This is a genomic window from Sinorhizobium glycinis (assembly GCF_001651865.1).
In the GTDB taxonomy this organism is placed as follows: domain Bacteria; phylum Pseudomonadota; class Alphaproteobacteria; order Rhizobiales; family Rhizobiaceae; genus Sinorhizobium; species Sinorhizobium glycinis.
This window is the reverse complement of sequence record NZ_LPUX01000055.1, coordinates 95,451-114,144: the sequence shown is the minus strand read 5'-3', so window position 1 is coordinate 114,144 and position 18,694 is coordinate 95,451. Positions and strand designations below refer to the sequence as shown.

Annotated in this window: 17 protein-coding genes; 2 read left to right on the top strand and 15 right to left on the bottom strand. The window is 63.9% G+C overall.

Annotation, left to right across the window (positions count from 1 at the left end):
- Nucleotides 1–45 precede the first annotated feature (45 nt).
- The 8 genes from AU381_RS11970 to AU381_RS11935 form a co-directional block, all read right to left on the bottom strand.
- Complete coding sequence (locus tag AU381_RS11970) at nucleotides 46–393, bottom strand: VanZ family protein (protein ID WP_064241994.1); 348 nt, start codon at nucleotides 391–393, stop codon at nucleotides 46–48.
- A 46-nt stretch (nucleotides 394–439) separates the two neighbouring features.
- On the bottom strand, nucleotides 440–1,786 hold the full coding sequence (locus AU381_RS11965; protein WP_082909893.1) for a glycosyltransferase family 4 protein: 1,347 nt from the start codon (nucleotides 1,784–1,786) through the stop codon (nucleotides 440–442).
- Nucleotides 1,787–1,932: 146 nt separating this feature from the next.
- Nucleotides 1,933–3,177 carry a glycosyltransferase family 4 protein gene (locus AU381_RS11960; protein ID WP_064241993.1) on the bottom strand — a complete coding sequence of 415 codons (1,245 nt, stop codon included), beginning with the start codon at nucleotides 3,175–3,177 and terminating at the stop codon, nucleotides 1,933–1,935.
- Nucleotides 3,178–3,186: 9 nt separating this feature from the next.
- Nucleotides 3,187–3,939 (bottom strand): polysaccharide deacetylase family protein, encoded by a 753-nt coding sequence (locus tag AU381_RS11955; RefSeq protein WP_064242270.1) that lies wholly within the window; start codon nucleotides 3,937–3,939, stop codon nucleotides 3,187–3,189.
- Nucleotides 3,932–5,263 carry an O-antigen ligase family protein gene (locus AU381_RS11950; RefSeq protein WP_064241992.1) on the bottom strand — a complete coding sequence of 444 codons (1,332 nt, stop codon included), beginning with the start codon at nucleotides 5,261–5,263 and terminating at the stop codon, nucleotides 3,932–3,934. Before AU381_RS11950 ends, AU381_RS11955 begins: the two co-directional genes overlap by 8 nt.
- Before the next feature lie 15 nt (nucleotides 5,264–5,278).
- On the bottom strand, nucleotides 5,279–6,865 hold the full coding sequence (locus tag AU381_RS11945) for a GumC family protein (protein ID WP_064241991.1): 1,587 nt from the start codon (nucleotides 6,863–6,865) through the stop codon (nucleotides 5,279–5,281).
- Between the two features lie 134 nt (nucleotides 6,866–6,999).
- Nucleotides 7,000–8,148 carry a hypothetical protein gene (locus AU381_RS11940; RefSeq protein WP_064241990.1) on the bottom strand — a complete coding sequence of 383 codons (1,149 nt, stop codon included), beginning with the start codon at nucleotides 8,146–8,148 and terminating at the stop codon, nucleotides 7,000–7,002.
- The gene (locus tag AU381_RS11935; RefSeq protein ID WP_064241989.1) at nucleotides 8,138–9,457 is read right to left on the bottom strand and encodes a lipopolysaccharide biosynthesis protein; all 1,320 of its coding nucleotides are present in this window, start codon (nucleotides 9,455–9,457) and stop codon (nucleotides 8,138–8,140) included. The genes AU381_RS11940 and AU381_RS11935 overlap by 11 nt, the downstream gene beginning before the upstream one ends.
- Nucleotides 9,458–9,729: 272 nt before the next feature.
- Between AU381_RS11935 and AU381_RS11930 the strand changes: the two genes are divergently transcribed.
- Together AU381_RS11930 and AU381_RS11925 are read left to right on the top strand one after the other, a co-directional pair.
- The gene (locus AU381_RS11930; RefSeq protein ID WP_164476186.1) at nucleotides 9,730–10,374 is read left to right on the top strand and encodes a HemK family protein methyltransferase; all 645 of its coding nucleotides are present in this window, start codon (nucleotides 9,730–9,732) and stop codon (nucleotides 10,372–10,374) included.
- Nucleotides 10,371–11,489, top strand: a complete 1,119-nt coding sequence (locus AU381_RS11925; protein ID WP_064241987.1) for a hypothetical protein — start codon at nucleotides 10,371–10,373, stop codon at nucleotides 11,487–11,489. The genes AU381_RS11930 and AU381_RS11925 overlap by 4 nt, the downstream gene beginning before the upstream one ends.
- Before the next feature lie 19 nt (nucleotides 11,490–11,508).
- On the opposite strand, the gene minE is transcribed toward AU381_RS11925, so the two are convergent.
- The 7 genes from minE to asnB all read right to left on the bottom strand — a co-directional run bounded on the left by minE (nucleotide 11,509) and on the right by asnB (nucleotide 18,588).
- Entirely contained in the window at nucleotides 11,509–11,769 is a 261-nt protein-coding gene (gene minE, locus AU381_RS11920; RefSeq protein WP_037380620.1) for a cell division topological specificity factor MinE, read from the bottom strand.
- The gene (gene minD, locus AU381_RS11915) at nucleotides 11,766–12,581 is read right to left on the bottom strand and encodes a septum site-determining protein MinD (protein WP_064241986.1); all 816 of its coding nucleotides are present in this window, start codon (nucleotides 12,579–12,581) and stop codon (nucleotides 11,766–11,768) included. The genes minE and minD overlap by 4 nt, the downstream gene beginning before the upstream one ends.
- 33 nt (nucleotides 12,582–12,614) lie before the next feature.
- Nucleotides 12,615–13,364, bottom strand: a complete 750-nt coding sequence (gene minC / locus AU381_RS11910) for a septum site-determining protein MinC (protein WP_064241985.1) — start codon at nucleotides 13,362–13,364, stop codon at nucleotides 12,615–12,617.
- Between the two features lie 422 nt (nucleotides 13,365–13,786).
- The gene (gene nadE / locus AU381_RS11905; RefSeq protein WP_064241984.1) at nucleotides 13,787–14,794 is read right to left on the bottom strand and encodes an NAD(+) synthase; all 1,008 of its coding nucleotides are present in this window, start codon (nucleotides 14,792–14,794) and stop codon (nucleotides 13,787–13,789) included.
- The gene (locus tag AU381_RS11900) at nucleotides 14,791–16,338 is read right to left on the bottom strand and encodes a class I adenylate-forming enzyme family protein (protein WP_064241983.1); all 1,548 of its coding nucleotides are present in this window, start codon (nucleotides 16,336–16,338) and stop codon (nucleotides 14,791–14,793) included. Before AU381_RS11900 ends, nadE begins: the two co-directional genes overlap by 4 nt.
- Nucleotides 16,339–16,360: 22 nt before the next feature.
- A complete protein-coding gene (locus tag AU381_RS11895; RefSeq protein WP_064241982.1) occupies nucleotides 16,361–16,624 on the bottom strand; it encodes an acyl carrier protein in 264 nt (87 codons plus the stop codon).
- Nucleotides 16,625–16,650: 26 nt separating this feature from the next.
- The gene (gene asnB / locus AU381_RS11890; RefSeq protein WP_064241981.1) at nucleotides 16,651–18,588 is read right to left on the bottom strand and encodes an asparagine synthase (glutamine-hydrolyzing); all 1,938 of its coding nucleotides are present in this window, start codon (nucleotides 18,586–18,588) and stop codon (nucleotides 16,651–16,653) included.
- Nucleotides 18,589–18,694: the final 106 nt, after the last annotated feature.

Below are 18,694 nucleotides of genomic sequence, written 5' to 3'. Positions count from 1 at the left end.
CATGCGCCGCGCAACCTTTCTACCTGCGATGATTTGCGTTTTGGTTTATTCGTACCGGCTCCGCAGGACGAGGGCGAACCAGGCTGCACCGACACCGAACGCTGCACCGGTCATCTTGACCGCAACGTCCTCGACCCTTGCATGGCGATCGGCCGACAGCATCTGCAGCAGTTCGAAAGCGAACGCCGCTCCAAGCACCATGCCAAGAACAACGGGGATCCGCCGCGGATAGGCGGTCGCGAAGAGGAAGCCCAGAAGGCCGTAGGCGCCGAACCGCTCGACGTGAACCCACGTCCCGATATGCGGACGCATGCCGATGGGCGACAGCGTCGAATAGGCGATCAGCCCCAACAGCAGCCATCCGACGACCGCAGCCTTACGCCGGAAGTTCATGACCGATTGTCCTTTTCTATCGGCCATCCCGGCGCATGCCGTGCGCTCATTTGGCGAGCATTCGATAGACTGCCAGGGTCTTCTGCGCGACGCTCGCCCAGCTGTGGGTCGATTCCACATGGGCCATTTGCGACAGGACCTCTTCGTCACTCGGGGGATTTTCGATTTTCCTGGCGATCGCCGCTGCGAGGCCGCTGATATCGCCCAGCGGGAAATAGTCGGAGGCCGGGAGGTCGAGTTCGCGATTGGCGACAATGTCGCTTGCCAGGACCGGCAAGCCATGGGCCATGGCCTCCAGAAGGGCGATCGGCATGCCTTCGTGGCTTGAGGGCAGCACGAAGAGCGCCGCATTGGCGAAGAGTTCCGCCAGCCTGTCGCCCGACTGAAAGCCCGCCAGAACGACGCCGGGCACGCTTCCTGCCAACGCTCTTACCTCATTCGCGTAGGGCGTTTCGAACTCGGCGCTCCCTGCCAGGACGAGTTTGACGCCGGCATCGCCGAGGCTCGCGAAAGCCTGGATGAGGTCGGTCTGGCGCTTTTCCGGAACGAGCCGAGCCGCAAGGAGAATGTAGCGGCGGCGCTTCAGGCCGAGTTCGTCGAGTATGCCCGTTTCGCCCCGCCCCGGCGAAACAGCGACGCCGTTCGGGACGAAATCCACCGGCACTCTGTAGCGCTCGCCCATCCGCTCCACGATCTCCTTCGAAATGGCGATGCGCCCATGCGCAAGGCGCATGCCCATGCGCTCCCCGAGCTTCAGCATGCGCCTGGCGAAAGTGCCCCATTTCTGCCGGTCGTAATCGTAGCCGTGATGCGTGACCACGACCCTCATGCCCAAGAGCCGCGCCAGGGGAACCAGCAATGCCGGGCCGATTGCATGGATATGCAGGATATCGGGCCGGCGCAGCGCGGCGAAACAGACGCCGACGAAGGTGTGGACGATAGCTTCCAGCGCCATCAACCGCGGCGCCCAAAGCGGAAAGACTCGGATGTCGCCCCAGGAATAGGACGAAGATGTCGAGAGATAACGCTGCCGCCCGATGACGTCGACGCTCCAGCCATGGGCCACGAGCCTGGCGGAGAGCATCTCGACATGCTTCTCCACGCCGCCCTGCACGTCCGGTATGCCGCGCAGGCCCAGCATCATCACGCGCGGGCGGGCAGGCGTCTTTGTAATGGACGGGTGAAAGCCGTCGAGCTCTTGCGGCGGCAATGCCGCGCCGCCTATGCCGGGGGACGCCCCGTCGAGCAGCGCAACCGTGAGGCCGGCCTGCCCATGGACGGAGAGCTTTTCAGGAAAACGCTCGGCGCCGCCACGCGCCACGTGGATCGACGTCGCTGAAACCCTCGTCTGCTGCGGACTGTGATCTCGCGCAACTGCAGTCTGACTGCTCATGCTGGCCCTGCCCCGGGAAGTTCCCTTTGGACGGCTTTTACGAGCAGAACACTTTCGTCCGGCGTAAGAAGATCGCTAAAGTTTTAGAAGACTGGCCGAAAACCAGACGTCGGGCGTCCGCGCTTATTGCGCCGCAGCATTGCTGCTCATGCAACGCCGAGCGATCCGTAGAGGTCGAGGGTTCTTGCCCGATAGGCCGCCGCGGAAAATTCGCTGGAGATCCAGGATCGACCCTCCGCCCCCATGCGGCCGCGCGCGCCCGGGGAAAGCGCCGCCATTTTTCGCAGCGCGCCTGCGAGATCTTCCGGCTTCCCCGAGGCCGCCAGCAGCCCCGTTTCGCCTTCCCTCACCATCTCCGGAATGCCGCCGATCGCCGCACCGATGACCGGGCGCTGCAGTGCATAGGTTTCGAGAAGGCTGATCGGTGCATTTTCGTACCATTCCGAAGGAAGCACGAGGGCGCGGGATTCGCCGATGAGGCGGTGCAGTTTCTCGCCGGAGAGATAACCGGCGAAGGTTACGTCGGCGCCGAGCTCCGCCGCCAACTGCCGAAGGCTCGCCTCTTCCGGGCCGGTCCCGGCAACGATCAGCCGCACTCCCGAAAGAGCGATCGCCCTGATCAGGGTCGCCAGCCCCTTTTCCGGCGCCAAGCGGCCGGCGAAGACAAAATAGTCGCCCTCCTGCCAATCGGTGCGAAAGGTGGAAACATCGACGAAATTGGGTATGTGGACCATTTTTTCGCGTGGCCAACCCCATTCGGCGAGTTTTTCCAGGTAGAAGCGGCTCGGCACGACGAGCCGATCCACCTTGTCGCGATAAAGGCCGAGCAGCCGATGCAGCATCGTTTCCGCCAAAACGACTGCACTCAACGGGACGGAGTCCTTTACGCAGCGATGGCGAAGGACGTTGTAGATTTTCCCGCCACGACAGTCTTCGCAGACCTTGCCGTCGCGGAGCATCTTGTAGGAGGGGCAGGCGAGCTTGAGATCGTGAACCGTCATGACCACCGGGATGCCGGCCGACTTAAGGGTCGAGAAGATGGCTGGCGACAGATGGTGGTAGACGTTGTGGGCATGCGCGATCGAAGGGCGCCTGTGTTCGATGAGCCGACGGATTTTGCGTTGAGCTTCGAGCGAATAGATGACGCTCGCCGCCTGCACCGCCTTGCGAAACAGACCCGTTCGCCGGCCATATTCGATCTCGGAGACGAAATAGTCCGACCAGGACGAATGCTCGTTCATATCGTGCCGCATGGCGAAGGGTACGACGTCCCAGCCGATCTCGCCGAACATGTTCATATGATCGAAGAAGACCGCTTCCGCTCCGCCGCGGCGATAGAAATAATTGTTGATCGCCAGCAACCGCTTCCCGGTCGTCTCGAACTCAGGCACCGCAGCCCCCTACCAATTGATCCGGTCGAGCGCCTGGTCGACCGGCAGCACGCGACAGCCCTTCTCGACGGCATAGCGGACGAGAAGATCGAAGGTTTCCGGCGTGCAGCCATAGGGAGTCGGCCGCGGCGCGATGTCATGCGTGAAGAAGATAAGCCAACCGGGTTCGTCCACGACTTCGTCGATCCAGCGGGTTAGCGCCTTGGCATGCTGCTCGGGCTGGCGGATTTCGACGGCCTTCAGCATCAGGGGATCGACGGATCCTCGGTTGATGGCTTCGCCCCCGGCGCGGCAGGATCGATACCGCCGGCGCAGCTCGGGACGCGCCAGGGGCCAGGCGGCGTTGTAGGGAAAGGCGAAATTGGACGCCGGCGCGGCAACGCCGACGCTCCTCAGGTATTCCGCGTTGCGATCGAGATCGGCAGCGAGTCCGCCGGCGCGTATCCTGCGATGCGCAAAGGTGTGGCAGCCGATCTCGTGCCCGCGTGCCAGCAGTTCCCCGCATCCATTCGGGGTGATCAGCGTCCGGTCCTTCTCCACCTGTCCCGCCAGTCCGCCGGCGATGTAGAAAGTCCCGCGAGCGTCATATCGCTCGAGAATAGCCGCCCCTTCGTGAAGCGCGCTATCCGGCACGTCGTCGAAGGTGAAGGAAACGAGCGGGATGTCCGTTTCCACAAGGCGCCTTGTCCGGGCGAGCTGCCAGATTGCCCGGTTGGCCAGCCGGTCGACGAGCGCGCCGATCTTTTCTCCGAGGTCAGGCATGAGCGACATGCTTCCTTTTTTCCGGGACGGCACCTTGCGCCAGAACGGCGCTTGATTGCAGGTGCAGTCCGTAGAGGGCCAATACGAAGGTGAACCAGAGAAAACTGCCGCCTTCGAAGAAGAGGGTTTCGAGACCGGCGTGGAAGATCGTGTAGAGCCAGATGCGGATGTAAAGCCGCGTCAGAGGCGCTTTCTCGCGGTCGGGAGCAATGCGCGAAATGTCGCGAAGCGGCAGCAGGATAAGCCAGGTGAGCGTCAGCAGGAGCCCCGGAAAACCCGTCGTCAGGGCGATATCGAGGTAGGAATTGTGGCCGTTCGCTGCAGCGACCGCCCAGGTCTCGACCGAGCCGCCGCTATAAACCAGCTCCTCCGTCTGCCAGAACGCCCTGAAGCCGTAGCCCGTCAGTGGCTGCTCGGCGAGCGCCGAGAAAGCGAAACGCCAGATGTCCGAGCGATTGGTGAATGTGGCGTCTATGCCAAGACCGCTGATGAACTCGCCGAGCGGCCTGAAAACCGCCGAGCCCACGGCAAACAGATTGAACAGGCCGACGCCGCCGATGACGATCAGAGCACGCAGCGGCCGCAACTTCTCGAACAGCCATCCGAACATCAGGATCGCCGGCAGCATCGCCGTCGAGGTTTTCCCGCCGGTGTTGACGAGGAAAAGGAACGACAACACGAAGATCGCCAATCCAGCGATGCGTGACCAGGCGCTCGCGACGAACAGTCCGAAGAAAGCGGCGAGGACCATCGCGGAGGCCGCGCTGTTCTTGTGCGGGAAATGACCGCGCCACAACCCGGCGTTCATCGGCTCGCGCAGTTCAGCCGCCTGATGGATGGCGAGCGTCGGCTTGAAGAAAACGCCGTAATAGGAAAATCCCAGCATGATCAGGCTGCCGATCCCCAGCATCTTGGCGAAGTGGCGCTCCGACGCGGGGAGCAGCAGATAGATGCTGGCATTCACCGTCATTATCGTCGAGAGAACAATGCCCTTGATGCCGAGCATCGGATGGGCGGAGATCAGCGAGACGAAGAGGAACCAAAAGTTGAGGATGGCCAGGAGCAGGCGCGGCTGCAGGATGATATCCCGCATCGGATGCAGCAGCCCATAGCCGAGCATGCCGGCGGAGAGCAGCAGTGCGAGGATCTGGTTCAGGCGGTTCGAGTTGCCGGCGGAGGGATCAAGGATAGCCTCACCCGTCAGGTCGACAAAAGGCGTGATCGACACCCAAAGAAAGAGAAACATCGCCAAGAAGAGGAAAGCGCCGACGCGCCTCCTGAAGACGTCCGGCGCATTGGTCTCCGCATAGGCGGCGCTGGTCATTGCCGGCATGGCTCCCTAACCGGCCGCGGGGCGCTGACCGCGAACATAACTCCACAGGCCAAGCGCCAAGGCGATCCCGACACCTGCGGCAAGGCCGAGCGCGGCCCCGGCGATAAGCAGGATCGAGGTCCGGGGCGGCCAGCTGCGCGAATTCGGCGGCATGGCGCGCGAGATCACGCGGATATTGGTCGTGTCGATCTGCTGGCGCTCGGTGATCTGCTGGGCGCGCGCCAGATGTGTTTCGTAGATCGCCGCCTTGGTGCGCGCGTCGCGCTCGAGGTCGCGAAGATGGACCTGCGCCTCGTTGTCGGTGAAGACATTCGACTGTTCGTCGTCGGCCTTGGCCCTCAAGGCGACGAGCGCCCAGCGTTCCCGATCGAAATCCGCTTTGGCGCGCTCGGCTATGCGGCGCGCTTCCTGGTTTATGCCGGCCTCGAGCGTCGCACGCTCTGAACGAGCCGCGGCAAGACGGGGATGTTTTTCGCCGTAAGTGAGCTGCATCGAACCGATCTGCTGCTGCAGGGCATTGTATTGCTGGCGCAGGTTCGTCATGTCGGCGGACTCGAAGACCGAGGCGCTGGTCGTCTGTCCTTGCGCGATCGCCGCACTCATCTGCTTGTAGCGCGTCTCGGCCTGGATGAAGCGCTGCTGGGCATCGAGGACCTGGGTGTTGAGCTCGCTCGATAGCTGGTTGCTGACGAGTTCGCCATTGGCGGACAGCAATCCGTTCTCGCGCCGGTAATCCTCTACTTTTCTTTCCGCGTCGGTCACGTTTCGGCGTAGCTCATCGAGCCGTGCATTGAGGTTCTGCGCCACGCGGCCGGCGCTTTCAGCCGACGATTGGAAGAGCTCCGCCTCGAAGGCGTCGACGATCGCGTCAGAGAGGGTCACCGCCTTTTCCGGTTCCTCGCTCCAAACCTCGAGCACGACAACGAAGGAACGCTCCTCGCGACGTGCCTCCACCCTTTCCGACAAAGCGCGAACGGCTGCCAACTCCTTGTCGGCCTTGCTGTCTCCCGATGAGAACAACGCCATCACCGACGCCAGAGGTGACGGTTTGACGAACTCCGGATCGTCCGTCAGCTTGAGCCTGTCGATGACGCGCTTCAGTACGTTTCGCGACGTCAGGATCCTGAGCTTGCTTTCGACCTCCAGCAGCTGCGCATCGCGCTGCGGATTGCTGATAAAGACGTCGTCGCTGACGACGTTGAGATTGGAAGGGTCCACGACGAGGTCGGTATAGACGGTGTATCGCGGCGTGGCCGTAACCGCATAGGCAAACGCACCGGCGACACAAAGGACGAGCGCAAGGGCGATCCACCTTGTCCCGTCGCGCAGCCAGAGGATGACGTCGTCGATGCCGATGCTGGCGAGGCTGTGGAGCCGGGGGAAATACTGGCGGTCAATCGATGGGCCAGGCTGGGCGGCCGGCGCTGGCGGGGCAACATCCGGCAGTCTCGGCGCGACAATGTCGCGATCCTGAGGCGGAGGCGCCGCTTCCTGGTCCGGGACGAGGTCCAGCAGCGAACCGCCGGCGCCGCGCCGCGGATGACGCGTCTCCGGGCGCAATCCTTGCTCTAGGGCCTCGCTTCGCCGATACATCCGTCTTTCCCCACGCATGCCCTCGAAGCCACCGAAGAGCACTGCCCCTGCGTTGCCGCATCGCCTGTCAAGAATTAGGAGCGCAGGGTGAATATTCCGTTAAGACTTGCATGCGGCCAGTAACCTTTGCCGGCTCAAAAATCCGTCAATAACCGGCTCCAGCTCTCGGAAGCCAGGCCGCCGATATAGATGTCGTTGCTGAATGCCGCTTCCTTGATGTCGGCGTGGCGGGTAACCATGCAGAAATAGCCGCGGTGACGAAAGCACAGCCACCGCTGGCGTGAAATCGCATTCATCAGGAAAGGCTGCGCCATGCCGGTGGCGACGGCATAGCCTTCGGCGTCGAGGCAGCCGAACATCGCCGCCGTGACGTCAGCTTCGCGACCTTCTTCGCAAAGCACGTTGAGGACGGTCGCCATGCCCCGGGGCTTTCCGAAGAACAGAAAAGCCCCGACCGCGCGGCCGTCGTCGTCGATGACCTTCCTGCACTGCAGCGTGCCGAGGCCCCTGTTCAACGAAGCGACTTCGACGAGCCAATCGAACTCTGGTCGCGACCAGGTGGGGTGGATCGAGAAACGCTCAAGCATCGGCGCGGCGCAGCGGAGGAATTCATCCAGGCTTGCTGTCTTCGCCTGGCATCCGGGAGCTCCGGCCGGTTTCGTCGACCGGCTCCACCGGCGCAGCACGCCATCGATCAATCGCAGTGCGCCGACCACGGCGCGCGCCCTGAGTATCGGAATGCGCCGTCCGGCAATAACGGCTGCCGCGGCAAGCGGCCGGAAGAAGCGCTGCCACTCGAGGCTCTGGATCGGCAGGACGACACCCCCGCCGGCCACGCAATGATCGGCGCTCACCGGAGAGGAACTGTCGGAAAAGCACAGATCCTGGCGAGCCGCGCGCACGGTGCGGGCAAGACGCGCCGCGCCGGCCGCTCCCGCCTTGCCGTCGACCATGAAGGCGCAAAGGAGCCGCGCCACGACCCGGCGACCATCGACATCGAATTCCATCGGCACCGAAAGAATGGCGCTATCAATGTCGCCGTTGCCGTTCTCATGCACGATGCTGCCCTGTTCAGGGGCATAGAACGGGCTCCCGAAGAAAACGGTCTCGATGTACCGACCCAGTTCCTCCCCGGCCGCCTTGTCGCGGCTGCGGAACACCTTGTTGAACAGTCTTGCGATCACCGGGATATCGCCGCGCGCCATCGCGCGCGTGCCTGCAGGGCACGCCGCTTGGATCTGGCCCGCCGATTGAGGCGCAATCTCCCGCAACTCAATTCCCATGCACTATGCCTGCTTGATATTCGAGTGCCGCCTGCTCCCGGTCGCGCCGCACGAAGCGCAGGAAGACAGTCCAGGTGGCGACCACCATGGCGATCTCGATGACATAGAAGGAGACGAAGGTGCCGGCCGGCGGCGCGTACCAACTCGCCCAGGCGGCAAGGGCGGCCCCGGCAATGCTTCCGAGCCCCATGACCGCCGCACGCGCGGCGTGGTAGCCCGAGGCCCCCAAGGCTTCGACGGCCACCGACCAGATGGCCAGCGGCACGACAACCCAGGAGAGGCTTCGCACGAAGCCAACGAGCGAGACATATTCGTGCCCGAACAGATAGGGCAGAGCCGGCGCCAGCAGGAAGACAGTCAGCGCCGCAGCCAGGCTGATTGCCGTCGCGGCGGCGAGCACCCGAAGCACCCGGACCAAGGCATGGTGCAGGCCGGCCGCGGTAATGCGCGCCGAACCCGGATAGATGATGCGGTTTAGCGCCTCGACGGACAGGAAGCTGCTCTCCAGCATCCGCCGCGCCACGCTGTAGCTCGAGACGATCTCCGCCGTGGTGACGAGGCTCAGGACGAGGAGATCGGCGTTCTGCCTCAAAGCGCGCAGGATGAACGGAATGCTGAAATAGAGGCCCTGGGGCAATTCCTCCCGCACGATACGATAGCGCGGCCGGCCGAGGCCCCGGAGCGCCCAGGCGCAGGCCAGAGCCACCAGAACGTGGCAGACGAATTGCCAGATGGCCCAGGACGCCACTGTCGAGGCGCCGAAGGCGAGGCATGCGAGCGCTGCCGCAATGGTACGCGCCACGGCGAAGCCGACGACCACCTTGTTCGCCGAGGCGAAATCGGAATGGGCGATGAAGATCTGTTCGGCGAGGACGATAACGCGGACCAGGACGATGTTGGTGACGAGCATCAGCGCGATCACTGCAAAATTGGTGATCGCATCCGGCGAAAGCGCAAAGAAGAACGGCAGCGTGAAGGCACCGGCAAGCACGAGGACAAGCCCGCTTGCGACCGTGAGCAGGATGTTGTGGCCGAGCATCTCGGGATAGATCGCGCGTTCCCTCGCAACGCGCCGTACCAGGCATTCCATGGCGCCCAATCCGCAGAGATGGACGGCGATGCTGGCGACGGCGGTGATCGCCACGAAGACGCTGAACTCGTCGACGCCGAGAAAGCGGGCGAGGATCGCGAAGGTGAGAAGCTGCGCCGCGGAGCCAAGGACGAGGCTGCCGCCGGATGCCACATAGGACAGGATCATCGGCAGGAAAGGCTTGTAGCCGCGCGACTCCGTTATGCCTTCCGAAGACATCAGATCTGCCTTGTCGTTTACGCCACAGCTGGTCGGATCCGTCAGGCCGATCTTGCCGCACCCTTTTCAATCCTGGCGCACATTAGCGGGAAGAGATGATTGGGCGGTTAACATACGTCCATCAATTGTATTTCAGCTTCCGTTTACCCGAGTGAGCTAGTGTCTGCGGGCCCCGAAAACATCCGACAACCGAAGGAGCATTCGTGCTGCAGGGCGACAATCTTCCTGACGTCAGCCTGGCGGACGGCCATTCGCCTCGCCTCGTTCGCTTCATGGACATCGAACTCGAACTCGCGCCCGACGTCCTCGTGCCGCGCGAGGAGACGGAGCTGCTCGGCCGGAACGCCGTTCAGCGACTTCGCGACCAGACGGGGCCGCGGACGGTCATCGACATGTGCTGCGGCTCGGGCAATCTCGCCCTCGGGATCGCCGCCGCCGTGCCGCTTGCGCGGGTCTGGGGCGCGGACCTCACCGACAGCACCGTTGCGCTCGCCCGCCGCAATGCCGAGCGCCTGTCGCTGCAGGAGCGCGTCCTGATCCGGCAGGGCGACTTGTTCACGGCCCTCGACGGAGACGGCCTTGAAGACCGGGTCGACATGATCGTCTGCAATCCGCCCTATATATCGACGTCGCGTCTCGCAGGCGACAGCGCGCATCTCCTCGAGAACGAGCCGCGCGAAGCTTTCGACGGCGGTCCCTACGGCATCTCCATCCACCAGCGGCTGATCCGCGATGCCGGCGCCTTTCTGAAACCGGGAGGTTGGCTTCTGTTCGAGTTCGGCGAAGGGCAGGATCGGCAGGCCGCAGCCCTCATCGTCCGAACCAAGGCCTATGAGCCGGTGAGCTTCGCCCACGATGCGCAGGGCAAACCGCGAGTCGCCATCGTGCGCAAGCTGGACGAGGGACGTGTAATATGAGCGACATCCGTCCGCTCACGATTGCCGATATCCCGGCCGTTTCCGGCTTGTTTCAGAAGATCTTCCGCAACAGCGACGAGCCACCGCCGCCGGCGCTCGTCGACTATCTCCGCCACCTGTACCTGGAAGCGCCCGGCTATGACCCCGAGGTCGCGCCGCTGGTCCATGTCGGTGACAGCGGCCGAATTTCCGGCTTCGTCGGCGTCAACGCGCTGCCGATGAGCTACAAAGGCCGGCGGCTGCGCGCCGCCATCTGCGGCTCGCTGATGGTCGAAGACCGCGAGAACGACCCCATGGCCGGCGCCCGGCTCCTGAAGGCCTTCCTCGCCGGTCCGCAGGATCTCTCCTTCAGCGAGACGGCGAGCGAAGTCTCGACGCAGATGTGGACACGGCTGCGCGGCATCATTCTGCCGCAATACAGCCTGGACTGGGTACGCGTCCTTCGCCCCGCCAGCTTCGCGCTCGACCTTGTGGCGCGCCGGATCGGCCCGGTTCGCGCGCTTCGCCCGCTGGCAGGGGCTTTCGACGAGCGCTTCCGTGGAAGAATGGGTCGCGGCGATCTGCGCTGGTCGGGCGTACCCAAAGAGGGCAGCCGGCCCGGAACGCTCCAGGTCATCGACATCGATGTTGGATCCCTCGCCGAGCTCTTCATGCCGTTGACCAGGCAATTTGCCATGCAGCCCGCCTGGGCGGACGGTCAGCTCGAGCACATTCTAAGGCACGCAATTGAAAAGCCGGAATTCGGCGAGCCGCTCATCGCCGCCGTCAAGACGCGCACCGGGGCACCGGTCGGGGCGTTCTTCTACCACTTCAAACCGGGTGGAACCGCGCGGGTTCTGCAGCTGCTCGCCCTACCGGGGCAGGCGGGTTCCGTTCTCGATTGCCTGATCGATCATGCGGCGGCTCGGGGCGCGGCGGCGCTGCGCGGCCGCACCCAGCCGGCACTGCTCGAAGCGATGATGGGCCGGCGCATCGGCTTCGTCCACGCGGCCTCGACCGTCGTGCATTCCCGCGACGAGGAGATCGTCGACGCCTTCCGCAACGCTCAAGGCTTCGTGAATGGCCTCGCCGGAGAACATTGGAGCCGCCTGATCGGCGGCTCCTTCGACAATTAGCCGGATAACCTGCGGCCCTCTAGGCCGCGCGCACCGCGTTCAGCGGGATTTCGATATCGACTTCCAGCGTCGAGACGTTCTCGCCGCGGTCCATCTTGACGGTGACCTTGTCGCCATCCACCTGCACATGCTTGGCGATGACCGCGAGGATTTCCTCGCGAAGCTTGGCCACGAGATCCGAGTGGCCGACCGAGGCGCGTTCGTGAGCAAGCAGGACCTGCAGACGTTCGCGCGCCGTCGGCGCCGACGTCTGCTTGCTGAAGAAACGGAATATGCTCATGCTGCCCTCCGTCCGAACAATTTTCCGAGAAACCCGCGCTTCTCGCCAGGAATGGTCATCGGCACCGTTTCGCCGGCAATCCGGCGGGCGGCGTCGAGATAGGCAAGCGCCGGAGCGCTCTTGCTGTCGGCGAGCGTAACCGGCGCGCCGAGGTTGGAAGCCTTGAGGACATCGGTGCTCTCCGGCACGATACCGACCAGCGGGATCGACAGGATCTCGAGGACGTCGTCGACCTTCAGCATGTCGCCGCGCTCGGCGCGGGCCTGGTCGTAGCGGGTCAGCAGCAGGTGCTTTTCCACCCGCTCGCCGCGCTCGGCGCGTTCGGTCTTGGCGTCGAGGAGGCCGATGATGCGATCGGAGTCGCGCACCGACGAAACTTCCGGATTGGTGACGATGACGGCGATGTCTGCGTGCCGCATGGCAAGCGTGGCGCCGCGCTCGATGCCGGCCGGGCTGTCGCAGATGATCCAGTCGAAATGCTTCTTGAGCTCGGCCATCACCTTCTCGACACCTTCCGGCGTCAGGCTGTCCTTGTCGCGGGTCTGCGAGGCCGGCAGCAGGAAGAGCGTGTCGAGCCGCTTGTCGCGGATCAGCGCCTGCGGCAGCTTGGCATCGCCCTGGATGACATTGACGAGGTCGTAGACGACCCGCCGCTCGGCGCCCATGACGAGATCGAGATTGCGCAGCCCGACGTCGAAATCGACGACGACCGTCTTTTCGTTCCTCTGCGCCAGAGCCGCGCCAAGCGCGGCGGTCGATGTCGTCTTGCCGACGCCACCCTTACCTGATGTAACAACGATTACTTTCGCCATCTTCCCGCTCCTGTATGCTGGCCGGCCGCCGGCTCAGTTAAGTCTCTCTGCCATGATCGAATCGCCTTCGAGCCAGAGCTGCACCGCCTGCCCGCGAAGGTTGGGGGCCATATCTTCCGCCGTCTTGTAGACGCCATCGATCGCCAGCAGCTCCGCTTCGAGCCGGCGGCAGAAGATGCGCGCCGAAGCGTTGCCCACCGAACCGGCCAATGCCCGCCCCCTGAGCGTACCGTAGATATGCACTGATCCGCCGGCGATGATTTCCGCACCCGAGGCGACCGATCCGACCACGGTGACGTCACCCTCGGGAAAGATCACCGATTGGCCGGAGCGCACCGGCTCGCGGATGACGATCGATGAAATAGCCCGCGTCGCTTGCGGCTCCACCTGCACGATCGGCACCGCGGCCTTCGCCGGCGCCGCGCCAACCGGTTCGGCGGTCGTCTCGGCCGGAATCTCGATGTCCGGGGCCGGGCGTCCGCCTTTCATGGCCGGGGGCATTCCCGGTTCGAAAAGCGACGGGCGCCCGCCTTCTATGCCCATGATCCGGACATTGCGCTGGCCAAGCTCGTCGATCAGCTTCTTGAGCCCGGCCCGGTCGATTTCGAGGTCCGCGACGTCGAGAACGACCGGCCTCCCCAGGAAAAACCCCGCGGACCGCGAGGCCAAATCGTCGAGGCGGGTGAGCCAGGCGTCGAGCGGCGGCTCCGGTGAAAGCACCAGTGCCAGGAACGAGCGGCCCTTGATGCGGATCGAGCGGGTGTCTGTTAGCACTTTGGTCATCTACGTTAATTTTTCGTTGCCTAGATGTAGGCGAGTCACGGTTAACAAATAGTTAATTTCGCTACCCTGCCCGGGGCTGGAGAGACGGCTCTGGCGGCTTGGAATTTGCGGGGCCGACAGTCGATCAGCGACAAAGTTCGCCCCAACTTACGGCATGATGAACGTCGAGGGGCCTTGGGCGACAGTGTAGCAAGCGGTAGTTGCGGGGAAGTCACCCCCTCTGGCCTGCCGGCCATCTCCCCCACAAGGGGGGAGACGACTCGCGGCCCGACCTCGCTCCCTCGAAGCGTTCCACCTGCTGAAACCTCCGGCTGTGGCGAGTCGGCAGCCACACATATTCTCCCCCCTTGTGGGGGAGATGGCCGGCAGGCCAGAGGGGGTGTCACTTCGGCATCACGCGTGACCGCGAAAGCCGCCCTTTTTCAGTCGCCGATTTCCGCAACCGGCTGGACGAGCTGTGGCCCGAGGTGCAGATAGCGAGTCGCCTTGCGTTTGGCGGCGATGTCCGCCCAGACGCGCTCGACCTGCGCTGCCGAAAGGTCAGCGGCGCGACCGACCTCTTGGGCGCTCAAACCGTTGTTGAGGCCGTAAAGGCAAAGGTCCATCCGGTCGTAGGGGAGAGAGAAATAGAACTCCTCCTGCGTCTGCTCGAGCGAATAGGTATCGGTGGTCGGCGGCCGTCGGCGAATCTCCTCGGGAACGCCGAGATAGGCGGCGAGCGCATAGACCTGCGACTTGTAGAGATGGGCGATCGGCTTGACGTCGGCGGCGCCGTCGCCGTTCTTGACGAAGAAGCCCTGGTCGTATTCGAGCCGGTTCGGCGTGCCGAGGACGGCGAAGTTCAGCCGGTCGGCGTGATAATATTCGAGCTGCTTGCGGGTGCGCTGCTTCATGTTGGTCGCGGCAACGATGCCTAGATAGACGGAAGGCGGCATGCGCAGCTTCGTCTGTTTGCCCTCGGGGTCCTGCACCACCAACGAGGAGATGTTGTAGCCGTCACCCTCGAGCGCATTGGCGATAACGATCTTCGACGCCCAGCCCGGCCCGTAGTCCGGCACGAGCTCACGGATAAAGGCGTCGCGCCGCTCGTAGCAGCCCATGGCCGCAAGCGTCGGGCCGATGTCCTCGACGATCGCATCGACGCCGAAGGTCTCGGCCACCAGCCGGCCGAGGCTGAGGCTTTCCGGGTCGGAATCGTTCTCCGGCATGAACAGGCAGAAGACGTTCCTGGCGCCGACGGCGCGAACGGCGAGCGCCACCGAGACGCTCGAATCGATGCCTCCCGAAAGGCCGAGCACGAGTCCACGCTTGCGCATGCCGCGCAATTGGGCGCGCAGGCCCGAAACGATGCGCTCTGTCTCCGCCGCTTCGTCGATCTTCATGCTATCGGCGGAGAAAACGAACGTTTCCTTATCGGGGCGGATGTTCATTCCGCGGCCTCCAATGTTTCGGCTGCCAGCCTGCGGCTCACCTTGCCCGTGTCCGTCTTCGGCAGCTCGGCGCGGAATTCGACGATCTTCGGCACCATGAAATCCTCGAGATGACGGGCACAGTGGCGGATGATGTCCTTTACGCTGAGGGCCGGGTCGGAACGGACGACAAGGGCGCCGATCGCGGCCCCAAGCACCGGGTCGGGAACGCCGATGACGACGGCCTCGGCGATCCCCGGATGCGCGTGCAGGACGGTCTCGACCTCCTTTGGCGCCACCTTCTCGCCGCGCGTCTTGATGATGTCGTCCTTGCGCCCGACGAAATAAAGGAAGCCCCCATCGTCGGTGCGGAAGAGGTCGCCGGTGTAGAGCACCTTTTCCCAAGGGTTCGGGCCGGGGCGCAGCATGCGCTCGGTGGCCGCCTCGTTGCGCCAGTAGCCTTGCATGACATGCGGGCCGCGGATGACCAGTTCGCCGGGGACGCCGGGCGGCACGCGCTTGCCTTCGTCGTCGACGACGAAGGCTTCCGTGTTGGGAATGGCGATGCCGACCGAACCGGGCCGGCGATCGAGCTCGTCCGGCGGCAGGTAGGTGCATCGCTTGCACTCCGTCAGGCCGTACATGGAATAGAGCCGGGCGGCCGGGAAGAGCTCGCGCAAGCGGGCGATATGCGCCGGCGGCAGGGCCGCGGCGGTATTGGAGATATAGCGGAGGCTCGGCAGGAAGCCGGGCTCGAGGTCGCGCATCTGCAGGATCATCGCGGCCATCGTCGGGACCAGCGGGAACCCTGTGACGCCTTCGGCTCGGATGCGCTCGAAGATCGCCTGCGGGAAGGCGAAGGATTTTTCGAGGACGAGAGTGGCGCCGAGCCGGATCGCCATCAGCAGCTGGTAAAGGCCGTAGTCGAAGGCGAGCGGCAGGACGTTGAGGATGATGTCGTCCGGCGTGTTACGCAGATATGTGGTGATCGACTCCGACGCGGCATCGATATTGCGATGCGTCATCATCACGCCCTTGGGACGGCCCGTCGATCCGGAGGTGTAGATCAGCATGGCAAGGTCGACGTCGATGCCGCCATGAAGGACGCGCAACGGCTCGGCCTTCAGGCACTCCTCGAAGGATGCCGCGCCTTCCGGCGTGCGGCCGCCAGGAGCCGCGGTCGAGGCAACGAAAAGCGGCCTCGCGGAAGAAAGCGCGCGCGCCTCCGCGACGACCGGCATCAGCTTTGCCTGCGTCAGGATCGCCGCCGCCTCGCAATCGGTAATGATATAGGCGAGCTTTTCTGCCTTCGTGGAGGCGTTGATCGGGCTGAAAGTCGCGCCGGCCTTGAGGATCGCGAAGATCGCCACCGCCGCTTCCCAGCAATTGTCCATGAAGACCAGAACTCGGTCGTTGGCATTCACGCCGCTTGCGGCGAGCGCGGCGGCGAGCCGGGACGAAAGATCGTCCAGCGCCTTGTAGCTCAACCGCTTCCGATCGGTGACGAGCGCCGTCTTTGCCCCGAGGGCCGCGGCGTTCCTGATAAGGAATTGCTCGAACCTCATGTTCGTGATGCCCCGTCCCTGGTTATGCCGTGACCGGCACTGCTTTCGCCTCGATGAAGGCGGAAATCCGCGCCAGCGAATCGAGGTTCGCCGGAACGATGTCGGCATCCGCCATCGCGATCCCGAACTGGTCCTCGATGAAGGCGACGAGTTCCAGGACACCGGTCGAATCGATGATGTCGTTCTCGATCAGCGATGCCGTATCGCCGAGTTCGTAGGAGGTGTCGCCGAAGAGGAAATTCTCGACGATGAAGGCCTTGACCTTCTCCTTGATCGCTTGTGTCACGTGTTTCTCCTTTCCCTGTTTTCGTTTCAGGCCGCTTCCGACTTGCGGATGCTGCTGCCCGTGAATGTCTGCAGCCAGAGCTGCGTCGAGAGAATGCCGACGAAGGCGGCGTTGTCGCGGAAGCCCGCGGCCGGGCGCGAGCGGCACTTCTCGTGAAGCTTCGCCACGGCCTTGGCATTGAAGAGGTTTCCGGCGGCGATCGCCTCCTCGCTCAAGGCGTCGCGCACGTAATCGAGCTCGCCGGAGCCGCTGAAGGAATGGCTGTCGGGCGCGCGATAGGGCTGCTTTACCCGCTTGCCGATCACGGCCGGCAAGAGGTCCTTCGTCGCCTCGCGCAGGATATGCTTCTCCGTAAGGCCCTTGAGCTTCATTTCCGGCGGCAGCTTCGCGGCAAACTCGACCAGTCGATGGTCGAGGAAGGGGAAGCGTCCCTCGATCCCATGCGCCATCGCCATGCGGTCGCCCTGGCTGGAGAGGATGTAGCCGGGCAACAGGAAGCGGCTTTCGAGATATTGCGCCTGATGCAGCGGATGCCATCCGCCAAACTCTGGGGGGAGCCGGCTGATAAGTTCGTCAGCGGCATCGTAGTCCTTCAGCTCTGCGCGCAGGTCGCCGGAGAAGAACAGTTTCGTCGCGGACGTCCCCTTGAGGCGCGGGCGATGCGAGAAGAGCGGGTCGTCGAGCGGCTCTTCGCCGGCGCCGAAGAAGGCGGCAAGGTATTCCGGCGACTGCTGCTTGAGACCCGGGAGATAGGGATAGAGCTTGCGGAAGAGATGCGGCCTGATGCGCGAGCCCGGCTGGCGGCCGCAGAAACGGCGCACCCGGGCTTCCTTGAAGATGTCGTAGCCCGCGAAGACCTCGTCGGCCCCCTCGCCGGTCAGCACGACCTTGAGCCCGGTCTCCCGCACCAGCCCGGACAATTGATAGAGCGGAGCCGGCGCCGTGCGGATGATCGGCCTCTCGGTAAAGCGGATGACGTCCGGAAAGACCCTTGCGATGTCGCCGGTGCGGCTGGCGATCGCGCTGTGCCGCGTGCCGAGCGCCGCGGCCATTTCCAGCTGGAAGGCGCTTTCGTCATGTTCGGCGCTGTCGAAGGTGACCGAGAAGGTCCGAAGCCCCTGCGGCGTCATGCCGGCCGCAAGGGCCGAGACGATCGACGAATCGAGTCCGCCCGACAGATAGGCGCCGACCGGCACGTCGGCCCGCATGCGGATGCGGGTTGCGTCCGTCAGGAGGGCGCGCAGTTCCTCGGCGGCACTTCTTTCGTCCACGTAAGCCGATGGCAGATCCCAATCCGGGTATCGAAGCTGCCAATAAGGTCTCGTCGTGACGCCACGCTGATCCACGATCATCAGGTGAGCCGGTTCGAGTTCAAGGATATTGCGGAAGGGCGTGCGGGGCGCGATCGGCGCCCACAGCGTGAAGATCTGATCGAGCGCGATCGGATCTATCTCCGCCGAGATGCCCGGCACCTCAAGGAGTGCCTTGACCTCGGAGGCGAAATAGAACGTGCCGGCGTGAGCGGCATAAAAGAGCGGGCGCACTCCCATGCGGTCGCGCGCCAGCATCATCCGGCGACGGCGGGCATCCCAGATCGCGAATGCGAAATCGCCATTGAGCAACGACACGCACTCCTCACCCATCTCGTCATAGAGGTGGAGGATGACCTCGGTGTCGCTCGAGGTGCGGAAGCGGCGCCCCTTGGCGCGAAGCTCGTCCCTCAGTTCCACATAGTTGAAGATTTCGCCGTTGAAGGCGATCGTCAGTTCGCCGCTCGCATCCGACATCGGCTGCTGGCCGTCGCCGAGCCCGACGATGGAGAGCCGCACATGGCCAAGCCCCGCTTCGGGCGAGGTGAAAATGCCCTGTTCGTCCGGCCCCCGATGCGCGATCGCGGCCGTCATCCTTCCGAGAAGTGGTCTTCCGTCCCGTATCGAGCCAAAATAGCCGCTGAAACCACACATGCAAAATCGCTCTCAAGCCCGCAATGGCGCTGAATGTATAGTCTGAAAGCGGACAGCAAGAGTTAACTCGAATAGGGTTTCTTCCATGATGGTAAATTAATCGAAA

What these genes read in the sequence shown, in the direction of transcription:
- minE (WP_037380620.1), bottom strand. Translation starts at nt 11,769, where the DNA reads ATGAGCATATTCCGTTTCTTCAGCAAGCAGACGTCGGCGCCGACGGCG.
- minC (WP_064241985.1), bottom strand. Translation starts at nt 13,364, where the DNA reads ATGACCAAAGTGCTAACAGACACCCGCTCGATCCGCATCAAGGGCCGC.
- minD (WP_064241986.1), bottom strand. Translation starts at nt 12,581, where the DNA reads ATGGCGAAAGTAATCGTTGTTACATCAGGTAAGGGTGGCGTCGGCAAG.
- AU381_RS11900 (WP_064241983.1), bottom strand. Translation starts at nt 16,338, where the DNA reads ATGAGGTTCGAGCAATTCCTTATCAGGAACGCCGCGGCCCTCGGGGCA.
- AU381_RS11970 (WP_064241994.1), bottom strand. Translation starts at nt 393, where the DNA reads ATGAACTTCCGGCGTAAGGCTGCGGTCGTCGGATGGCTGCTGTTGGGG.
- AU381_RS11935 (WP_064241989.1), bottom strand. Translation starts at nt 9,457, where the DNA reads ATGTCTTCGGAAGGCATAACGGAGTCGCGCGGCTACAAGCCTTTCCTG.
- AU381_RS11925 (WP_064241987.1), top strand. Translation starts at nt 10,371, where the DNA reads ATGAGCGACATCCGTCCGCTCACGATTGCCGATATCCCGGCCGTTTCC.
- AU381_RS11950 (WP_064241992.1), bottom strand. Translation starts at nt 5,263, where the DNA reads ATGACCAGCGCCGCCTATGCGGAGACCAATGCGCCGGACGTCTTCAGG.
- AU381_RS11940 (WP_064241990.1), bottom strand. Translation starts at nt 8,148, where the DNA reads ATGGGAATTGAGTTGCGGGAGATTGCGCCTCAATCGGCGGGCCAGATC.
- AU381_RS11930 (WP_164476186.1), top strand. Translation starts at nt 9,730, where the DNA reads ATGGACATCGAACTCGAACTCGCGCCCGACGTCCTCGTGCCGCGCGAG.
- AU381_RS11945 (WP_064241991.1), bottom strand. Translation starts at nt 6,865, where the DNA reads ATGTATCGGCGAAGCGAGGCCCTAGAGCAAGGATTGCGCCCGGAGACG.
- nadE (WP_064241984.1), bottom strand. Translation starts at nt 14,794, where the DNA reads ATGAACATCCGCCCCGATAAGGAAACGTTCGTTTTCTCCGCCGATAGC.
- AU381_RS11965 (WP_082909893.1), bottom strand. Translation starts at nt 1,786, where the DNA reads ATGAGCAGTCAGACTGCAGTTGCGCGAGATCACAGTCCGCAGCAGACG.
- asnB (WP_064241981.1), bottom strand. Translation starts at nt 18,588, where the DNA reads ATGTGTGGTTTCAGCGGCTATTTTGGCTCGATACGGGACGGAAGACCA.
- AU381_RS11955 (WP_064242270.1), bottom strand. Translation starts at nt 3,939, where the DNA reads ATGCCTGACCTCGGAGAAAAGATCGGCGCGCTCGTCGACCGGCTGGCC.